At 61.7% G+C, this 15,001-nt stretch carries 11 protein-coding genes; 4 read left to right on the top strand and 7 right to left on the bottom strand.

All coding sequences use genetic code 11. The features are described from left to right. Nucleotides 1-51: 51 nt before the first annotated feature. Both ACQRBT_RS06310 and ACQRBT_RS06315 read right to left on the bottom strand, forming a co-directional pair. Nucleotides 52-5,691 (bottom strand): NEL-type E3 ubiquitin ligase domain-containing protein, encoded by a 5,640-nt coding sequence (locus tag ACQRBT_RS06310; RefSeq protein WP_412046617.1) that lies wholly within the window; start codon nucleotides 5,689-5,691, stop codon nucleotides 52-54. 108 nt (nucleotides 5,692-5,799) lie between these two features. Further along, nucleotides 5,800-6,738: a DnaJ C-terminal domain-containing protein gene (locus ACQRBT_RS06315; RefSeq protein ID WP_090367094.1), complete on the bottom strand. Its 939-nt coding sequence runs from the start codon at nucleotides 6,736-6,738 to the stop codon at nucleotides 5,800-5,802. Nucleotides 6,739-6,977: 239 nt separating this feature from the next. Between ACQRBT_RS06315 and ACQRBT_RS06320 the strand changes: the two genes are divergently transcribed. Beyond that, on the top strand, nucleotides 6,978-8,246 hold the full coding sequence (locus ACQRBT_RS06320) for an Hsp70 family protein (protein WP_412046616.1): 1,269 nt from the start codon (nucleotides 6,978-6,980) through the stop codon (nucleotides 8,244-8,246). Between the two features lie 125 nt (nucleotides 8,247-8,371). Here ACQRBT_RS06320 and ACQRBT_RS06325 read toward each other — a convergent pair whose 3' ends face one another. From ACQRBT_RS06325 to ACQRBT_RS06335, 3 genes are all read right to left on the bottom strand, one after another. Then, nucleotides 8,372-9,385, bottom strand: coding sequence for an AI-2E family transporter (locus tag ACQRBT_RS06325; RefSeq protein WP_090367095.1), 1,014 nt, complete (start codon nucleotides 9,383-9,385; stop codon nucleotides 8,372-8,374). Nucleotides 9,386-9,495: 110 nt separating this feature from the next. Next, nucleotides 9,496-9,795 (bottom strand): PsiF family protein, encoded by a 300-nt coding sequence (locus ACQRBT_RS06330; RefSeq protein ID WP_060755062.1) that lies wholly within the window; start codon nucleotides 9,793-9,795, stop codon nucleotides 9,496-9,498. Between the two features lie 71 nt (nucleotides 9,796-9,866). Next, nucleotides 9,867-10,655, bottom strand: a complete 789-nt coding sequence (locus ACQRBT_RS06335) for an AraC family transcriptional regulator (protein WP_060755063.1) — start codon at nucleotides 10,653-10,655, stop codon at nucleotides 9,867-9,869. Nucleotides 10,656-10,752: 97 nt separating this feature from the next. Between ACQRBT_RS06335 and ACQRBT_RS06340 the strand changes: the two genes are divergently transcribed. Next, nucleotides 10,753-11,628, top strand: coding sequence for a DMT family transporter (locus tag ACQRBT_RS06340; protein ID WP_060755064.1), 876 nt, complete (start codon nucleotides 10,753-10,755; stop codon nucleotides 11,626-11,628). A gap of 15 nt (nucleotides 11,629-11,643) precedes the next feature. Here the strand turns inward: ACQRBT_RS06340 and ACQRBT_RS06345 are convergent, their stop codons facing one another. Both ACQRBT_RS06345 and ACQRBT_RS06350 read right to left on the bottom strand, forming a co-directional pair. Continuing rightward, complete coding sequence (locus tag ACQRBT_RS06345) at nucleotides 11,644-12,534, bottom strand: esterase/lipase family protein (RefSeq protein WP_412046615.1); 891 nt, start codon at nucleotides 12,532-12,534, stop codon at nucleotides 11,644-11,646. Nucleotides 12,535-12,612: 78 nt separating this feature from the next. Continuing rightward, the gene (locus ACQRBT_RS06350; protein ID WP_412046614.1) at nucleotides 12,613-13,254 is read right to left on the bottom strand and encodes an FMN-dependent NADH-azoreductase; all 642 of its coding nucleotides are present in this window, start codon (nucleotides 13,252-13,254) and stop codon (nucleotides 12,613-12,615) included. Nucleotides 13,255-13,389: 135 nt separating this feature from the next. Here ACQRBT_RS06350 and ACQRBT_RS06355 point away from each other — a divergent pair, with 135 nt between their 5' ends. Then, entirely contained in the window at nucleotides 13,390-14,286 is an 897-nt protein-coding gene (locus ACQRBT_RS06355) for a LysR substrate-binding domain-containing protein (RefSeq protein WP_412046613.1), read from the top strand. 88 nt (nucleotides 14,287-14,374) lie between these two features. Continuing rightward, nucleotides 14,375-14,905, top strand: a complete 531-nt coding sequence (locus ACQRBT_RS06360; protein WP_060755068.1) for a ferritin-like domain-containing protein — start codon at nucleotides 14,375-14,377, stop codon at nucleotides 14,903-14,905. Nucleotides 14,906-15,001: the final 96 nt, after the last annotated feature.

Below are 15,001 nucleotides of genomic sequence, written 5' to 3' on the forward strand. Positions count from 1 at the left end.
GTGCGCCACAGTGCCTGCTTAGTTACCGCACAGCGGCACTGAACTGCCGCCTCAGGCGGTGGCCTCGAGGGCTGCGACTTCCTGGCGTGATAAGGCCAGCAGCCGTTGGTTGCGCGTGGTGTCGAGTTCGATCTGCAACGCGGTCACCGCCGCACCGTAGGCTTCGTCCAGGGCCTGATGCTCATCCTCCAGGCGCGAGCGACGCTGCTCGGACTCGCGCTCGAGGGTGTCGAACGACTCGGGGTATCTGGCCTTGAGGTAATCCACCCAGTAGCTACGGCTGATCAGGTCTTCGTAAAACGGCTCGCCCTGCTCGGCCTGCTGTACGATTTCAATCGCCTGTTTCAGCACCTGACCCCGGATCGGCAGGCCGGAGAGCATGCCCTGCGGCTGCCCGGGCAAGTCCAGTGGGGCCTTGAGGCCAAGGCGGTATTCAAGGCGCACTTCGGCCTTGTCCACATTCGCTCCCGCCACTCCATCCGCCAGTTTCTCCACCTCGCCCAGGCGAAACAGGCGCCGCGACAGGCGCAGCAATGCCGCGCCTCTGGCCGGTAGGTCATGCGGGTCGATCGCCTGTACCGCCTGGTACTCGAACACCTTCACTTCCAACTCGCTGAAGGTCAGCATGCGTCCGTCCGCGCAGGTACCGTGCGTGCTCGACAGGCTGAACAGCAATTGGCGCAATTCGGTATTGGCGGTGGCGGCCTCGATCACCGCCCATACGCGGCGGGTCAGGTCGGCGGAGTCCGCGCGATAGTCTGCGGATAACCGCAGCCGGGCCAGCAAATGGAAAAACGCCTGGTTGTCGGGCTCGCTTGCCAATTGCAGCCACTGCTTACTGCGCACGTGAGTTTCGGGCACAGACAAACTGAAGACCCAGGGAAACAACTCCGTACTACTAGAGTCATCCTGCGCAAGCACCTCGTAGCCTTGAGCAGATGACACATGAGTTCCCAAGGTCTCTTCATCGCTATCCGGTTCAATATCCGGCAAGGTCCTTGCGCGCTGCATCGGTCTCATGACACGAGGGCTGGACAGGGGGCTGCCGAGAGGCGAATCATCCGTGCTGTCAATGTGGTAGTCCGGCCGTGGAATCCCAGTCGCCCAATTCAAAGGCTCAGGCGCCGGAGCAAGCGGTGTCTCGTTCCTTTCTCTGACCCTGGACGGCCAAAGTATGGGCCTCAATGACGCACCCGATTCCGACGTTTGCCTGTAGACGGTATCCAGAGGCGGTACGCCGGAAAAGCTGTTGCGAAAATCGTAGTTCAACTGCCAAAGAGACCGCTCCGCTCCCATTACTAGCGCAGTCACATGGGAGAAATCACCGCTGAGGACAGGCAGGTCCCGCAGTTCGTCAGTGGGTACGCCTGAGAGATCCAGGCTCCTGGAAAACCCTGATACGTCGTAGCGTTTCATCAAGCCTTCAACCCAACTGGCCATGAACATCCGTATCGTTTGTTGCCTGCCCAACCTCACGGCCACCGACGTCCCCCTGTCATGCCATTGCTCCAATTCACGCAACTGCGCTGCGTATTCATCGCTGAACGCCTCGACGGCTTCGAAGCGGGCCTGAGCGTCCGGCCAGCGATCGACAATCCTGTCGATCAAGACATACAGACGCGAGCTCGGGTGGTATGTGACCGGCGCAATGAACTGGCCCATTCGCTCGATCTGGCCCATGGCATGCCCAGCCACCATCTGTTCCAGGTCGACCTCGTGCTGGGGGTGGTTCTTGATGTACTCATAAGCCGGTTTGAAGTTTTCTCGCGTCAACTTAGACCAGTCCAGCGACAGGCCCGACCAAAGCTTTTCATGCCCCGGCTGGAGCAGGCGCGCAGGCAATTGCCGCACGGTCGAGTATTGCAAGTTCAGGCGTCCGAGTTGAGGCAGGTCCAACGTGCTTTCTGGAAAGTGGCCCTGGTGGGTGTCGGAAATCGTCAGTTCGCGCAGCTGGGTCAGCGGGCGAACGTCCAGATGATCGAACGAGGTGAGTACGCGATGCAGCTTCAGCGAACGCAGGTTGACCAGGCTCGCCAATTCGGCGGCCGCTTGGGGTTGGAATTCCACGAGGCCGTCGAGGGTCAGCGCCCTCACCTGGGGCAAGCGATGCAGGCCCGACGGCAGATTGGGAACATTTACCGTGGGCACATCCAATTTGAGTTCGCGTACATTGGGAAAACGCTCCAGCATCTGGTTGATAGTGTGATCCGTTAAGTCATCCCCGCTAATCCGCAACTTATGCACATGGGAAAAATCGGCATCCAATAACGCAGGCAGTTGGTATTGGGCCCAGATATCCAGTTGTGTATAGCGCGGGTCTTCGGCGGCCAACGGCGCGTTGCGCCAACTGTCCTTGATGCTCAGTGCTGCGCGTTGCTTGCTTCTGCGGTTACCACCACGTGCGGCAACCCACTGGTCGAGCCTGGCTTCCAGGCGTTGCCATTCGCTCAGGCGATCATCAAGCAGGCTGAGAATTTGCGAGTTGCTCTTACCCGCGCGCAGTTGTTCGAGAATAAACCCATTGGCCTGCTGCTCCGTCAGTTGCGGGTAAACGTCCCGCACTCGTCTGACCAGTGCCGGCGCTTGCCCTTCCCCGCGACCACTGGCCGGGTAGCCCAAACGCATCCGGTCGATACGCTGCGGCGGTCGCAAGCGCGGCAGGCGCCTGTCGAGGACCTGCACCGCGTCGGCCGGGTGGGCGAGCGCATACTCGGTGATCGCCTGGCGCAACTCGGCACTGCGGGCCACCTCGGCAATGCCCAGGGCCTGGCGGGCTGCGTCGGGCAAGGCATGCATCAGCGACGGGTAAAAGTTGTCGTTGTCCCTCGGTACGCTGTTGAGGGTTTCGCCACGCTCGTTGAAGGCCTGGTAGGACGGGCCTTTCTTGACCAGGTATTTGCGCTGCGTGGCGCGGGTGTCGCCAACGCCTGCAATCAACTGCCCGTCGATGCCGCCGTCGCGGATTTCCAGGCGCAGGTCGTCCGGCCAGCCCGGCAATTGGCCCAAGGCATGCAGGACCAGGCGTTTGCTGTCGGCGGCGGCCAGGTTGTCCATGTGCAGACCGGCCAGTGCTCGGCTGACGCGCCCCTGGCGTGCATGCCAACGTGATTGTTCCAACAGTGACAGAGGCGCGCGCGCAGTGCGCAGGCGGGTCAACTCTTCAGCAGAGGCGTGGTCCAGCACACTTTGCGCCGCCGGTTCACTTAAACCTGGGGTCAGGCGCTGCAGTTTCTGTACATCGGGGTCCTTGGCCGCTCGGCCTTGGTAGAGGCTTTCGAACAACGCCGGCTGGCGGGTACGGGCAAAGTCGGCCAACTGCTTGCGAAACTCCTCGGGCTGGGCGGCTTCGACACGGGCCGCTTCACCGCCCAGCAAACGGGTGATTTCCGCTCCATCGAGGGACGCGAGGAGACGCACCGGCAGCTGGCCGCCGAGCACGTCGGCGCGGCTGATTTTGATCGGCGCCTTGGCCGTGCTCCCCGAAGGTAAATGCTGGCTGCCGTATTGAATCGAAGGGCCGCTCAGCTCGGCGTTCTCGAACACTTGCAGCACTCGCCCCACGGGCCAGCGCGGTAATTCGCAGACCAGTGCCGGGGCGTACAGGTAACGCTCATCGATCGGCTGCTTGCCCTCCAGCTGCGCCAAGACCTGCTGCACGCCTCGTTCGGCCTCGAACAGGCGCAGGGTATCGGCCAACTCAGGCGGCGGCGCGGCGTTGTCCAGATGCATCTTGCGCAGGCTACTGTCGCTGACCCCGCTGATATCGGCGGCCCTGAGCAACGCGGCGTCACTGTAGCCGTCGACAATCGGCCCCATACGCCGCAGTAACGTCAGGCGGTCCCACGCCAGCGGCTGCTCATGCACCTGGCGCCAGGCTCCGGCGCCGTTATGCACCAGTGGCGGTTGATAGGCCAGCGCATCGCTGGGGTGTTGGATGCGCCAGCGCTGCATCGACTCATCAAAGGCGTGCTCGACCACCTTGTCGCCCAGGCGCAGATAATGTTTGCCGGCGACTGCATACTGCCCCAGCGGGTTGGCCTGGCCCTCAAGCTTGAGGTCCTGGTGATACACCGACAGGTCCGCCCGCCACAGCTTTTGCTTGCCGTCGGCCAGGATCACCGGCCTGAGCGCATCCACCACGCCGGACATTTGCACTTGGGGCAGTACCGTAGCGCCGGTGGCAAGCATGGCCACGTTCAGCGCAATACTGGAAAAGTGCGCCCACATTTCGCGGATTTCGCTTTGTTCGTAGGCTTCGATGCCTTCGTACACTTCTTCGCACATCTGCAGCGCGCCCACCGCCAGCATGATCGGCCCCAGGCCCGGCACCACAAAGGAGGCCAGGTTGAACACGCTGACCACGGCGTCCTTGAACCCCGCGATTCGCGCGGCGCGGGCCTTGGCGTCTTCGTCGTCGGTGGGCACCGCCACGGCGCGGGCATCAGCGAGGATTTTGTCGACACTGGCCTGGTAGCGGTGCTGCCACAGATCGCCCTTGATGGTCGCTTCGTCCATCCGCCAGTCAGGCGGTTGAGGCAGTCGCGACGACTGATACAACGCATTGAGCTGTCGGAAGAACTCACCTTGTTGAGACACCGGTACGAACCGGCTGAAATAGCGCCGATACTCAGTGTCTTTCAGGCGGCCACCCAGGTCGGCCAGGAACTCGTACAGGTTGGCGTACTCCTTCAGCGGCTGCTGCGGGTCATCGGGCAGATACACCGCCAGGCGCTCAACGCGCGCCGCACGGACGCGCGAGGGGCCGATCAGCAGCGGGCCGACCAGTTCCACCCCGAGCAACTGCAGGTTGGCGAAAGTGACGGGGCGACTGTCCAGCGTCGGGGCGGCATTGGCGGCCAGGACCTGCTTGAGCATCTGGTAGACAGCGCTGCTGATCCCTGCGCCGACCAGGTCGCTGTCGGGCTTCTTGGCGAATTGCTGCCAGGCGATTTCAGTGCTGAGCGCCAATTGCCGGCGCTGGTGCTCCTGCAACTGACCGGCGAGCGCCTGGCGCTCAATGACCCCCCTGGGTTGCAGGATGGCCTTGATGTGCTGCTGGTACAGGCGACCCAGATCCAGGCTGCGGCACAATGTGGCGAACGCGGCGGGCGCAATGGGTTTGGCCTGGGAGTTGACCGCCGCAAAATCGGCAATGACCTCGCCGTCGTAGTCACTCCAACCGGTGATGATTTCGCAATCGGCGCAGCGCGCAGGGTGTTCTTCTTCAGGCAGGAAGTTGGCCAGGGCGACCTCCAGCAAAGAGACGCCTCGGTACTCCTCATCCAGCCGCGATGTGCGGGTGCGATCAAAGCTGAAAAAACCATAGAAGTCATCACGGGCGGCGGGCGCGAATTTGCGCGCCAGGTAAACGTTGCGCACGTCTATATCGAGCTTGAAACGCTCCTTGATCGCGGCCTTGAGCAGCGGCTCGGCGAATGCCTGGACATCCTGGATCGTCGCAAGCGTAGCGTCGACCTGATTGAAGACCGTGCGGTATTTGGCATGGCTGGCGGCCAAGGCGTTTTTTTGTGCTGCAGTGGCCTTGATGTACCAGGCGGGGATGACCAGGGCATGCTCGGCCAGTGCTTGCTGGCGGGGCAGGCGAGCCTGGGAAAACCAGGGCGGGATGGCGCGCGTGAGGAAAGCGCCGTGAATGCCGGATGAAACGGCAGGGCGGGTGACGTCGGGCATGGTGTCGCTCCAGTAGATGGGAGCGCTAGCACATCACGTCAATAGCGGCGGTCGGGCGTAGATAGTTGTCGCCATGCAGCGCCCCCCGCCGGGGCGCTGCACTGAGGGTCAGAAGTTTTCGCGCGGGTTGAACGCGGCTTTCTGCGCCAGCTCTTGCCACAGTGCCTTGACCTCATCGTCAGCCGCCTTCGGCATCACCGCCTTGAGCTGCACGAACAGGTAACCCCGCTGCCCGGCCTTGTTCAGCAAACCGTGGCCCTTGGCGCGCATGCGCTGACCATTCTGGCTGCCGGCCGGCACCTTGAGGTTGATCTTGCCGGTGAGAGTCGGCACCGCCACCTCGGCACCCAGCGCCAATTCCCATGGCGCCAGCGGCAGGTTGATCACCAGGTTTTCGCCGTCCACTTCAAATTTGGCGTGCGGCGCGAACTTGATAATCAGGTACAGGTCGCCATTGGCCCCACCGCCAATACCCGGCGCGCCCTGCGCCTTGAGGCGGATGCGCTCGCCGTCGGCCACGCCGGCGGGGATCTTCACATTCAGGCTCTTGGTGGTGTTGCTGACGTGACGGCCCGAGGCGTCATATTGCGGCACCTGGAAGTTGATCTGCTTGGACTCGGCAGACAGCGTCTCCTCGAGGGACACCGTCAGTTGCATCTCCACGTCCTGGCCTTTACGCCCGGCAGGCCGGCGCTGGCCACCGCCGAAAGCGTCGCCACGCGAGCCGAAGATCGAGCTGAAGAAGTCCGAAAAATCGCCCGCATCCTGGCCGCCGCCGAAACCGCCACGGCTCTGCCAGCCCGGCGGCCCCTGAAACGGCTGACCATGCTGGCCGTATTTGCGCAGTTCATCGTACTCCGCACGTTTGTCGGCGCTTTTGAGCGCCTCGTAGGCTTCGGACGCGTCCTTGAATTTCTCCTCGGCGTCTTTTTCCTTGCTTACATCGGGGTGATATTTGCGCGCGAGCTTGCGATAGGCGGCCTTGATTGCCTTGTCGTCCGCGCTCGGCTCAACGCCCAATATCTTGTAGTAGTCTTTGAAATCCATCGGCGGTTCACCATCCTAAATCGGGATCGCACAGCCCGGGGCACAACGTGCGCTGCTTTGCACCTGTTGAGTCTTGTGGCCTGGGAGTGCGTCAAAGTGTTATCGGCGCTTGCCGTATGCAACAGATTTGGGGGCAAATTGCGCACTTTCAAGCACGATTTAACAGAGCGTTGGCCTACGCATCCGCCTTCGACTGGCATACACTGCGCGGCCGTTTTTTCGACCGGAACCCGATAGACATGAACAGCCCCTCCCCAGCCCGTGCCTGCGGCATCGACTTCGGCACGTCCAACTCCACCGTCGGCTGGATCCGCCCCGGCATGGAAACGCTCATCGCGCTGGAAGACGACAAGATTACCCTGCCGTCGGTGGTGTTCTTCAACATCGAGGAACGTCGTCCGGTCTACGGCCGCCTGGCCCTGCACGAGTATCTCGAGGGCTACGAAGGCCGTTTGATGCGCTCGCTCAAGAGCCTGCTGGGCTCCAAGCTGATCAAGCACGACACCAGCGTGCTGGGCACTGCGATGCCGTTCAAGGAATTGCTGGGCCTGTTTATCGGCCAGCTCAAGAATCGCGCCGAAGCCACCGCCGGCCGCGAGTTCGAGGAGGTTGTGCTGGGCCGCCCGGTGTTCTTCGTCGATGACGACCCGCTGGCCGACAAAGAAGCCGAAGACACTCTGGTGGAGGTGGCGCGCAAGCTGGGCTTCAAGGAAGTCTCGTTCCAGTACGAACCGATTGCGGCGGCATTCGACTACGAGTCCACCATCGAAAAAGAAGAGTTGGTGCTGATCGTCGACATCGGCGGCGGTACTTCGGACTTTTCCCTGGTGCGCCTGAGCCCGGAACTCCGCACCGTCGATAATCGCCACGCCGACATCCTCGCCACCGGCGGCGTGCATATCGGCGGCACCGACTTCGACAAACAATTGTCGCTGGCCGGCATGATGCCGTTGTTCGGCTATGGCAGCCGCATGAAAAGCGGCGCCTATATGCCCACCAGCCATCACATGAACCTGGCGACCTGGCACACCATCAACTCGGTGTACTCGCAAAAATCCCAGCTGGCGCTGGGCAGCATGCGCTACGACATCGAAGACACCGGCGGCATCGACCGGCTGTTCAAGCTGATCGAACAGCGTGCCGGCCACTGGTTGGCGATGGAAGTGGAAGAGACCAAGATCCAGCTGACCCACGAAGAAAACCGCCATGTGCCACTGGACCGTATCGAAAAGGGCCTGAGCGTCGACCTCAGCCGGGCCTTGTTCGAGTCGTCCATCGACAGCCTGCTGGAGCGGGTGCGTGGTAGCGTGACGCAGTTGCTCAACGACGCCTGCGTAGGCGTCGAGCAGGTGGACACGGTGTTCTTTACCGGCGGTTCCAGCGGGATTCCGGCACTGCGCCAGAGCATCTCGGCGATGCTGCCGAAGGCGCGGCATGTGGAAGGGAATATCTTCGGCAGTATCGGCAGTGGCCTGGCAATTGAAGCCAGCAAGCGGTACGGCTACTGAGTTTCAATTGGAAGACCGTGGCGCCCTCATCGGGAGCAAGCCCCCTCCCACACTTGAATGTGTACACTCGTCAAAGTGTGGGAGGGGGCTTGCTCCCGATGGGGCCGGCCCAGACAGCACAAGTCTTAGACCATCCCCCCGAGCTTCAGCTCACTCTTGAGATACGCATAGTAAATCGGCCCCGCTACAACCCCGGGCAAGCCGAACGCCGCCTCGAATACCAACATCGCCAACAGCAGCTCCCATGATTTGGCGCTGATCTGCCCGCCCACAATGCGCGCGTTGAGAAAGTACTCGACCTTGTGGATCACGATCAGATACCCCAACGCCGCGACCGCCACCCAAATCGACAGCGACAACGCCACGATCGTGATCAGGGTGTTGGACAGCAGGTTGCCGATCACCGGCAGCAGGCCCAGCAGGAAGGTCAGTACGATCAGGGTCTTGGTCAACGGCAGGTGGATGCCGCACAAAGGCAGCACCACGGCCAGGAACACGGCGGTGAAGGCAGTGTTGAGCGCGGCGATCTTGATCTGGGCGAATACGATGTTGCGAAACGCCTGGACCAGCAGGTGCAGACGGTCGAACAGCGCAGCGGCCAGGGGCTTGCGCTTGGTCAGGTCGGGCACGCGCTGCAAGGCGATAATCGCACCGAGCACCATACCGATCAGCAGGGTGACGAACATGTGGGCGGCATCTTTGCCCACCAGTTGCAGTTCGCTCAGGTGTTTGCTCAGCCAGTCGCCGATGGCCACGCGAAACTCGGCGGCGCTGGCGGGCAAGTAGGCATCGAGGAACGGCGGCAACTGGCCGCGTGCGCGGTCGACCACCCCCATGAATTTGTCGAGGGAAGCCCCGGGGTTTTCCGCTTCGTGGAGCAGGAAGCTGATGGCACCGGCGAAGATCAGCGTCAGAACGCTGACGATCAATGTGCCGAGCAAGGCCACCGCGAGCCAACGCGCACGTCGCCCTTCGATCAGCCGTTGCAATTGCGGGGTGAGCATATTGACCAGCTCATACACCAGCAAACCCGCCAGCAGGCTAGGCAGTAGTTTCAATGGCAGGACCAGCAGCAACCCGCCGAAAATGATGATGCAACTGACCAGCAACAATACGTGACGCTGAGAAAACGTTGGCATACAGCCTCAAAACGAACGACGTTAAAGGATGTTGCCGCCGGAACGAAGTCGCTCGTCCCGGCAGCAGAGGGCTGTGTGCGAGTGTCGCAGCCTTCTATGGCTTGGGGCTATTACTTCTTCAGGCAAGTGCTCATAAAAGTCTTGCGCGCATCGCCGGTCAAGGCCTGGGTTTTCGCCGTGGCATTGCAGTCTTTCATCTTTTGCTGCTGAGGGGTCAGGGTTTTCGCAGCCGGAGCCGGGGCGGCCTTGAGGCATGTGCTCATGAAGGCTTTGCGCTCATCGCCCTTGAGCGCCTTGGTGGTGGCATCGGCGTTACAGGTGGTCATTTTGTTTTGCTGAGCGGTCTCGGCAAAGCTCTGGGAACACAGCAACAAACCGATCATCAACAGCGGAACACGCAACATCTTCATGGAGTTTTCTCCCTGTTACCGTGCCGAAGGGGCACGGCCTACGAGCAGTGTAGCCAAAACCTGTTACATCTTCAGCGTCCGCGAATATTTGACCGACGGTACTGCTCCGGCGTGCAACCGGCGTGGCGCTGGAACATGGCGATGAAGGCCGACGCGGTGCTGTAGCCGAGGTCAAAAGCGACGTGTTGCACACTGCGTTCGCTGTCCAGCGCCTCGATGGCGGCCAGGTAGCGCAGACGCTGGCGCCACTCACCGAAGCTCATGCCCAACTCCCGCACAAATTGCCGCGCCAGGGTGCGCTCACTGACGTGCACCTGCTCGGCCCATTGTGCCAACGGCCGATTATCGCCGGGCTCGGCTTGCATGCCTTCCAACACACTCAACAGCCCGGGATGGCGTGCGTAAGGCAGAAAGCAATCGTGGATCGGTGCTTGCTTGAGCTGGTCCACCAGCACCTGGGCCAGGCGAATATCAGCGTCGGCCTGCGGGATATTGACGCCGCGCTGGGCGAAATCGCGCAGGATGGCCTTGAGAATGTCACTGATGGCCAGGGTGCACGGCTGCGCAGGGAGTTGCTCACAGAGCTCCGGGGCCAGGCCCACCGAATGGTAGACAATCGCCTCGGCATTGTAGGAACTGTGCTCGGTATGCGGCGGCACCCACACCGCATACTGCGGGGGCGACATGAAGCGGCTGCCCGCCACCTCCATGCGCATGACGCCGCTGGCGGAATAATCCAGCGATCCCCAGAAGTGCTCGTGTGGGGTGCACTCGGTATCGGGGGCGAAATCGGAGTAACGGAAATACACGGGGCTTGGCAGCCGGCGGAAATCCGCGAGGCGTACGGTATGTCTGGCCATGTTGTCTGGATACAAGGGTCGGTTGTCTGGTTTGCAGTATAAGCCGCTATCCAGACAGCGGATAATCGCGCCTCGTCAATACACCAGGTTTCTCTCGATGCAATACGCGTATCCCCTGCTGGCCATTTTTATCTGGGCCGGCAACACCGTAGTCAACAAACTGGCCGTGGGCTCGATTTTCCCGTCGGAGATCGGCTTTTATCGCTGGCTGCTGGCGGCACTGTTGTTCACCCCGTTCATGCTCAAGCCGGTGATTGCCCATTGGTCGAACATCCGCCCGAACCTGGGCAAGGTCTTTATCCTCGGCGTGCTCGGCATGGCCGTGTACCAGAGCCTGGCGTACTACGCAGCCTCCCTGACGAGCGCGACCAACATGGGCATCATCTTGTCGTTGATGCCGTTGATGGCACTGACCGCCGCGATCATCAGCCTCGGCCAGCGTCTCACCTTCGGCGCCCTTACCGGTGCGGTGCTGTCATTTGCCGGCGTGGTCGTGGTGGTGTCGGCCGGCAGCCTGGGCGCGCTGCTGCAACATGGGGTCAACCTGGGCGACGGCATGATGCTGGTGGCCACGCTCGCCTACGCGGTCTACAGCACCCTGTTGAAAAAATGGCAGTTGCGCCTGCCACCGCTGGTGTTGCTGTATCTGCAAGTGCTGGTGGCCGTGGTAGTGCTGTTTCCGCTGTTCCTGTTCTCGGCCAAGGCCGGCTTGGGCTGGGCGAATATCCCCTTGGTGCTGTACGCCTGCTTGCTGGCTTCGATGCTCGCGCCGTTGGCCTGGATGCACTCGGTGAAGACCCTGGGCCCCAGCCGCACCACGCTGTTTTTCAACCTGCTGCCGTTGATCACGGCGCTGATCGCAGCGTTGGTATTGAAGGAAGAGCTGGCGCTGTATCACTTGGTGGGAGGTTTGCTGACGTTGGGTGGGGTGATTCTGTCGGAGCGCTGGACCACACCGGTCAGGGCGGCCTGAACTCAGCCTCACGCTCTAAACCCCGGCATCCTTCAAGCGCCGCGCATGCTCGACAAACAAGCGGATAGGCTCGGCGCCCTTGCCCACCAGTCCCATGGATTGGTTGACGATATCGAAGTGATCCAAGGCATAGTCGTCACCGATCACCACCCCCAGGTGCGAGCTGTAGCGCCCGACCATGCCGTCGCACTGGCCCTTTTCCCGCACAAAGCTGCGGGCGAACAAGCGGCAGCTTCGATGGCTCCCGTCGAACAGGTTGCGCCCCCGGTCGGTGATGCCCGGCTGCAAGGTGCCCGACCACGAGTAATAGCGCACACCGTTGACCTCCTCCGGGCCCTGGCCGCCCCATGCCTGGGGTAGCCCCTGTGGGTATTGACGGTTGAACAGCGTTACGCCATCGCTAGTCAATGACTGATGCGAGGCGCGCAGATCCGCCTTGAAGCGCGGCCCGCGATAGCCGGTCTCCAGCACGCCCATGCCCCAGGCGACCAGATGAAACAGCGCGCTGATGATGCGACCTTTTACACCCTCGGGCGGGTAATGGAGATGGAAATGGTCGGCCAGTTCCGAGCCGTGGTTGGGGCCGGCCACCGAGGTCACCGATGCCACCCATTCCGGGCGCTTGGCCGCTGCATAGCGGGCAGTGAGCGCGCCCTGGCTGTGGCCGATCAGGTTGACCTTGTCGGCGCCGGTCTCACGGCGAATGCGCTCGATGTGCACCAGCAATTGCTCGCCGCGCACCTCGCTGGAATCGAGCGGCGCGACTTGCACAGGAAAGACCTGCGCCCCGCCCGCCTGCAGCGCCGGGACTATGCCGTACCAGTATGGAAACCCGCCCAGGCGCACAAAGCCCAGCATGCCGGGGACCAATACCAGGGGGTAACGCGTGGCGAGGGAGTCGGGCATGGAGCGCATATCCTGATCGTGTCGGCAATAACACCATCCTAGTCCAATCGATATGACCGCCCCGTGACTGCCGGGGGTTCAGAAATACCCGGCCAGGTCATGCAGTTGGCGCTCGGCTTCGTCACAGGCGCGCAGGAATACACGCTTGTCCGACTCTTCGCCCTCGGCGGCAATCACCCGCACATCATCGATACCGATATAACTCAGCACCGTGCGCAGGTGCGGGTCGGCATGGTTCATCCATTCGTATTCACCGCCCGGTCCAAACCCATTGCCGCCGCGGCTGGTGATGATCAATGCGCGCTTGCCCTTGAGCAACGGCTGGTACTGGGCGATGCCCTGGCTGTCTTGCGTGATGTCGAAGGTCAGGCCCAGACGCACGATTTGATCGATCCAGGCCTTGAGCCCACTGGGTACGCCGAAGTTGTACAGCGGCATGGAAATCACCAGCAGCTCGTGTTCGATCAGTTCACCGACCAGTTCGTCGCTCAATTGCAAATCAGCCTTCATCACGTTCGGCAACGCTTGCGGCTCAGGGTAGAAATTCGCCGCGACGAAGGCTTCGGTGACGTGGGGAATAAAGGCCCGTCCGACTTCACGACGGGTCAGGCGAGCATCGGGGTTGGCGGCTTGCCAAGCGGTGAGGAACGACTCGGCCAGGCGCCGGGAATGGGAGCGCTCACCGCGTGGGCTGGCGTGTACAACAAGCATTTTTTTCATCTATGCAAACCTTCAGAGGGTACACTCAGGCAACCTGGGTGGCGCCTTTATGCTCGCCAATCTAAAATCGAGCGTGCCCACCGACAAATGAGCAATAGTTAATCCGGATGAATCAATTTCATCCATGGAGCCCGAATGTTCGCTGCCCTGCCCCTGACCGCCCTGCGTACGTTTGAAGCCGCTTCGCGCCTGTTGAGTTTCAAGGCGGCCGCCGAGGAACTGGCGGTAACGCCTACGGCGGTGTCCCATCAGATTCGCTCACTGGAAACCTGGCTGGGCCTTGCGCTGTTCGAACGCCTGCCGCGCCAGGTGCGCCTGACCGAAGGCGGCGAGCGGCTGTTTCACAGCCTGCACGGCGCGTTGCTGGATGTGGCGCAAAGCCTGGACAGCTTGCGCCCGCAACGCAGTGCCGGGCAGCTCACGGTGTCGACGACACCGGCCTTTGCCGCGCTATGGCTGGTGCCTCGCCTGGGCCGCTTCTACGCCGCTCATCCGGATATCAACCTGCGCCTGGACACCCAATGCGAAGTCGTCGACTTGCAACAGGATGCCAGCATCGATCTGGTGATTCGCTACAGCCTCGGCGACTACCCGCAGTTGTATGGCCAGTGCCTGTTCGATGAACACTTTGCGGTGTATGGCTCCCCTGAGCAGGTGGCGCGGGCCGGCAGCCAGGTGCCGACGTTGATCAGCGTGCGCTGGCATAACTCCAAGCTCTACGCCCTGGGTTGGCAAGCCTGGTGCGACAAAGCCGGGGAGCAATGGCTGGCGCAAGCTTCGCCATTGCGCGAATACGACGAAGAACACTATGCGCTGCAGGCGGCGATTGCCGGCCAGGGCTTGGTACTGGCAAGCAATATCCTCGTGTCGGAAAGTATCGCCAGCGGCTTGCTGGTGCCTTATCGCCCCGACGTCAGCGTCGACGGCGCCGGTTACAGCGCGCTTTGCGTACCGGGGCGCGAGCGGCATCCCCCCGTGCGGGCGTTTTTCCAATGGATGCAAGAAGAAGTGAAGTCGGCTCAAATCCGATAAAACTTTTGCCCTTGCCTGGGACTCACAACTGGACGCGATCACGCCGGCAGAGCGTGGCGCAACACCGGATTAGTACCAGGAGATCGAGATGACCCAAGCAAATTTGACCGACGTCGCCACCCTGCGCAGCCGCGCCCGCCAGAACGTCGAAAACGGTGCCGTCACCGAAGGCTACGATGCCGACCGCGAAGAAATCATCCGCTTGCTCAACGCATCGTTGGCCACTGAATTGGTCTGCGTACTGCGCTACAAGCGTCACTACTTCATGGCCAGCGGCATCAAAGCCTCCGTTGCCGCCGATGAATTCCTTGAACACGCGACCCAGGAAGCCGAGCACGCCGACAAACTTGCCGAACGCATTGTGCAGTTGGGCGGTGAGCCGGAGTTCAACCCGGACCTGCTGACGAAAAACTCCCACGCCCAGTACGTGGCCGGCAACTCGCTGAAAGAGATGGTCTACGAAGACCTGGTGGCCGAGCGTATCGCAGTGGACAGCTACCGCGAAATCATCCAGTACATCGGCGATAAAGACCCGACCACCCGCCGCCTCTTCGAAGAAATCCTCGCCCAGGAAGAAGAGCATGCCGACGACATGGCCGACATTCTGGAAAGCCTGTAACCCGGCAACATGCATGGCCAATATGGGAAGGGGGTTTGCCTTAATGCCAGTCAGTTAAGGCTTAACGCTGTCTCTGTGGGAGGGGGCTTGCTCCCG

Origin of the sequence: Pseudomonas sp. R19M (assembly GCF_050312585.1) — a bacterium.
Lineage (GTDB): Bacteria > Pseudomonadota > Gammaproteobacteria > Pseudomonadales > Pseudomonadaceae > Aquipseudomonas > Aquipseudomonas palleroniana.

Bases quoted from the DNA above. Each gene is read 5' to 3' on its own strand.
- ACQRBT_RS06350 (WP_412046614.1), bottom strand. From the start codon at position 13,254: ATGAAAAAAATGCTTGTTGTACACGCCAGCCCACGCGGTGAGCGCTCC.
- ACQRBT_RS06345 (WP_412046615.1), bottom strand. From the start codon at position 12,534: ATGCCCGACTCCCTCGCCACGCGTTACCCCCTGGTATTGGTCCCCGGC.
- ACQRBT_RS06325 (WP_090367095.1), bottom strand. From the start codon at position 9,385: ATGCCAACGTTTTCTCAGCGTCACGTATTGTTGCTGGTCAGTTGCATC.
- ACQRBT_RS06310 (WP_412046617.1), bottom strand. From the start codon at position 5,691: ATGCCCGACGTCACCCGCCCTGCCGTTTCATCCGGCATTCACGGCGCT.
- ACQRBT_RS06320 (WP_412046616.1), top strand. From the start codon at position 6,978: ATGAACAGCCCCTCCCCAGCCCGTGCCTGCGGCATCGACTTCGGCACG.
- ACQRBT_RS06340 (WP_060755064.1), top strand. From the start codon at position 10,753: ATGCAATACGCGTATCCCCTGCTGGCCATTTTTATCTGGGCCGGCAAC.
- ACQRBT_RS06335 (WP_060755063.1), bottom strand. From the start codon at position 10,655: ATGGCCAGACATACCGTACGCCTCGCGGATTTCCGCCGGCTGCCAAGC.
- ACQRBT_RS06315 (WP_090367094.1), bottom strand. From the start codon at position 6,738: ATGGATTTCAAAGACTACTACAAGATATTGGGCGTTGAGCCGAGCGCG.
- ACQRBT_RS06355 (WP_412046613.1), top strand. From the start codon at position 13,390: ATGTTCGCTGCCCTGCCCCTGACCGCCCTGCGTACGTTTGAAGCCGCT.
- ACQRBT_RS06330 (WP_060755062.1), bottom strand. From the start codon at position 9,795: ATGAAGATGTTGCGTGTTCCGCTGTTGATGATCGGTTTGTTGCTGTGT.
- ACQRBT_RS06360 (WP_060755068.1), top strand. From the start codon at position 14,375: ATGACCCAAGCAAATTTGACCGACGTCGCCACCCTGCGCAGCCGCGCC.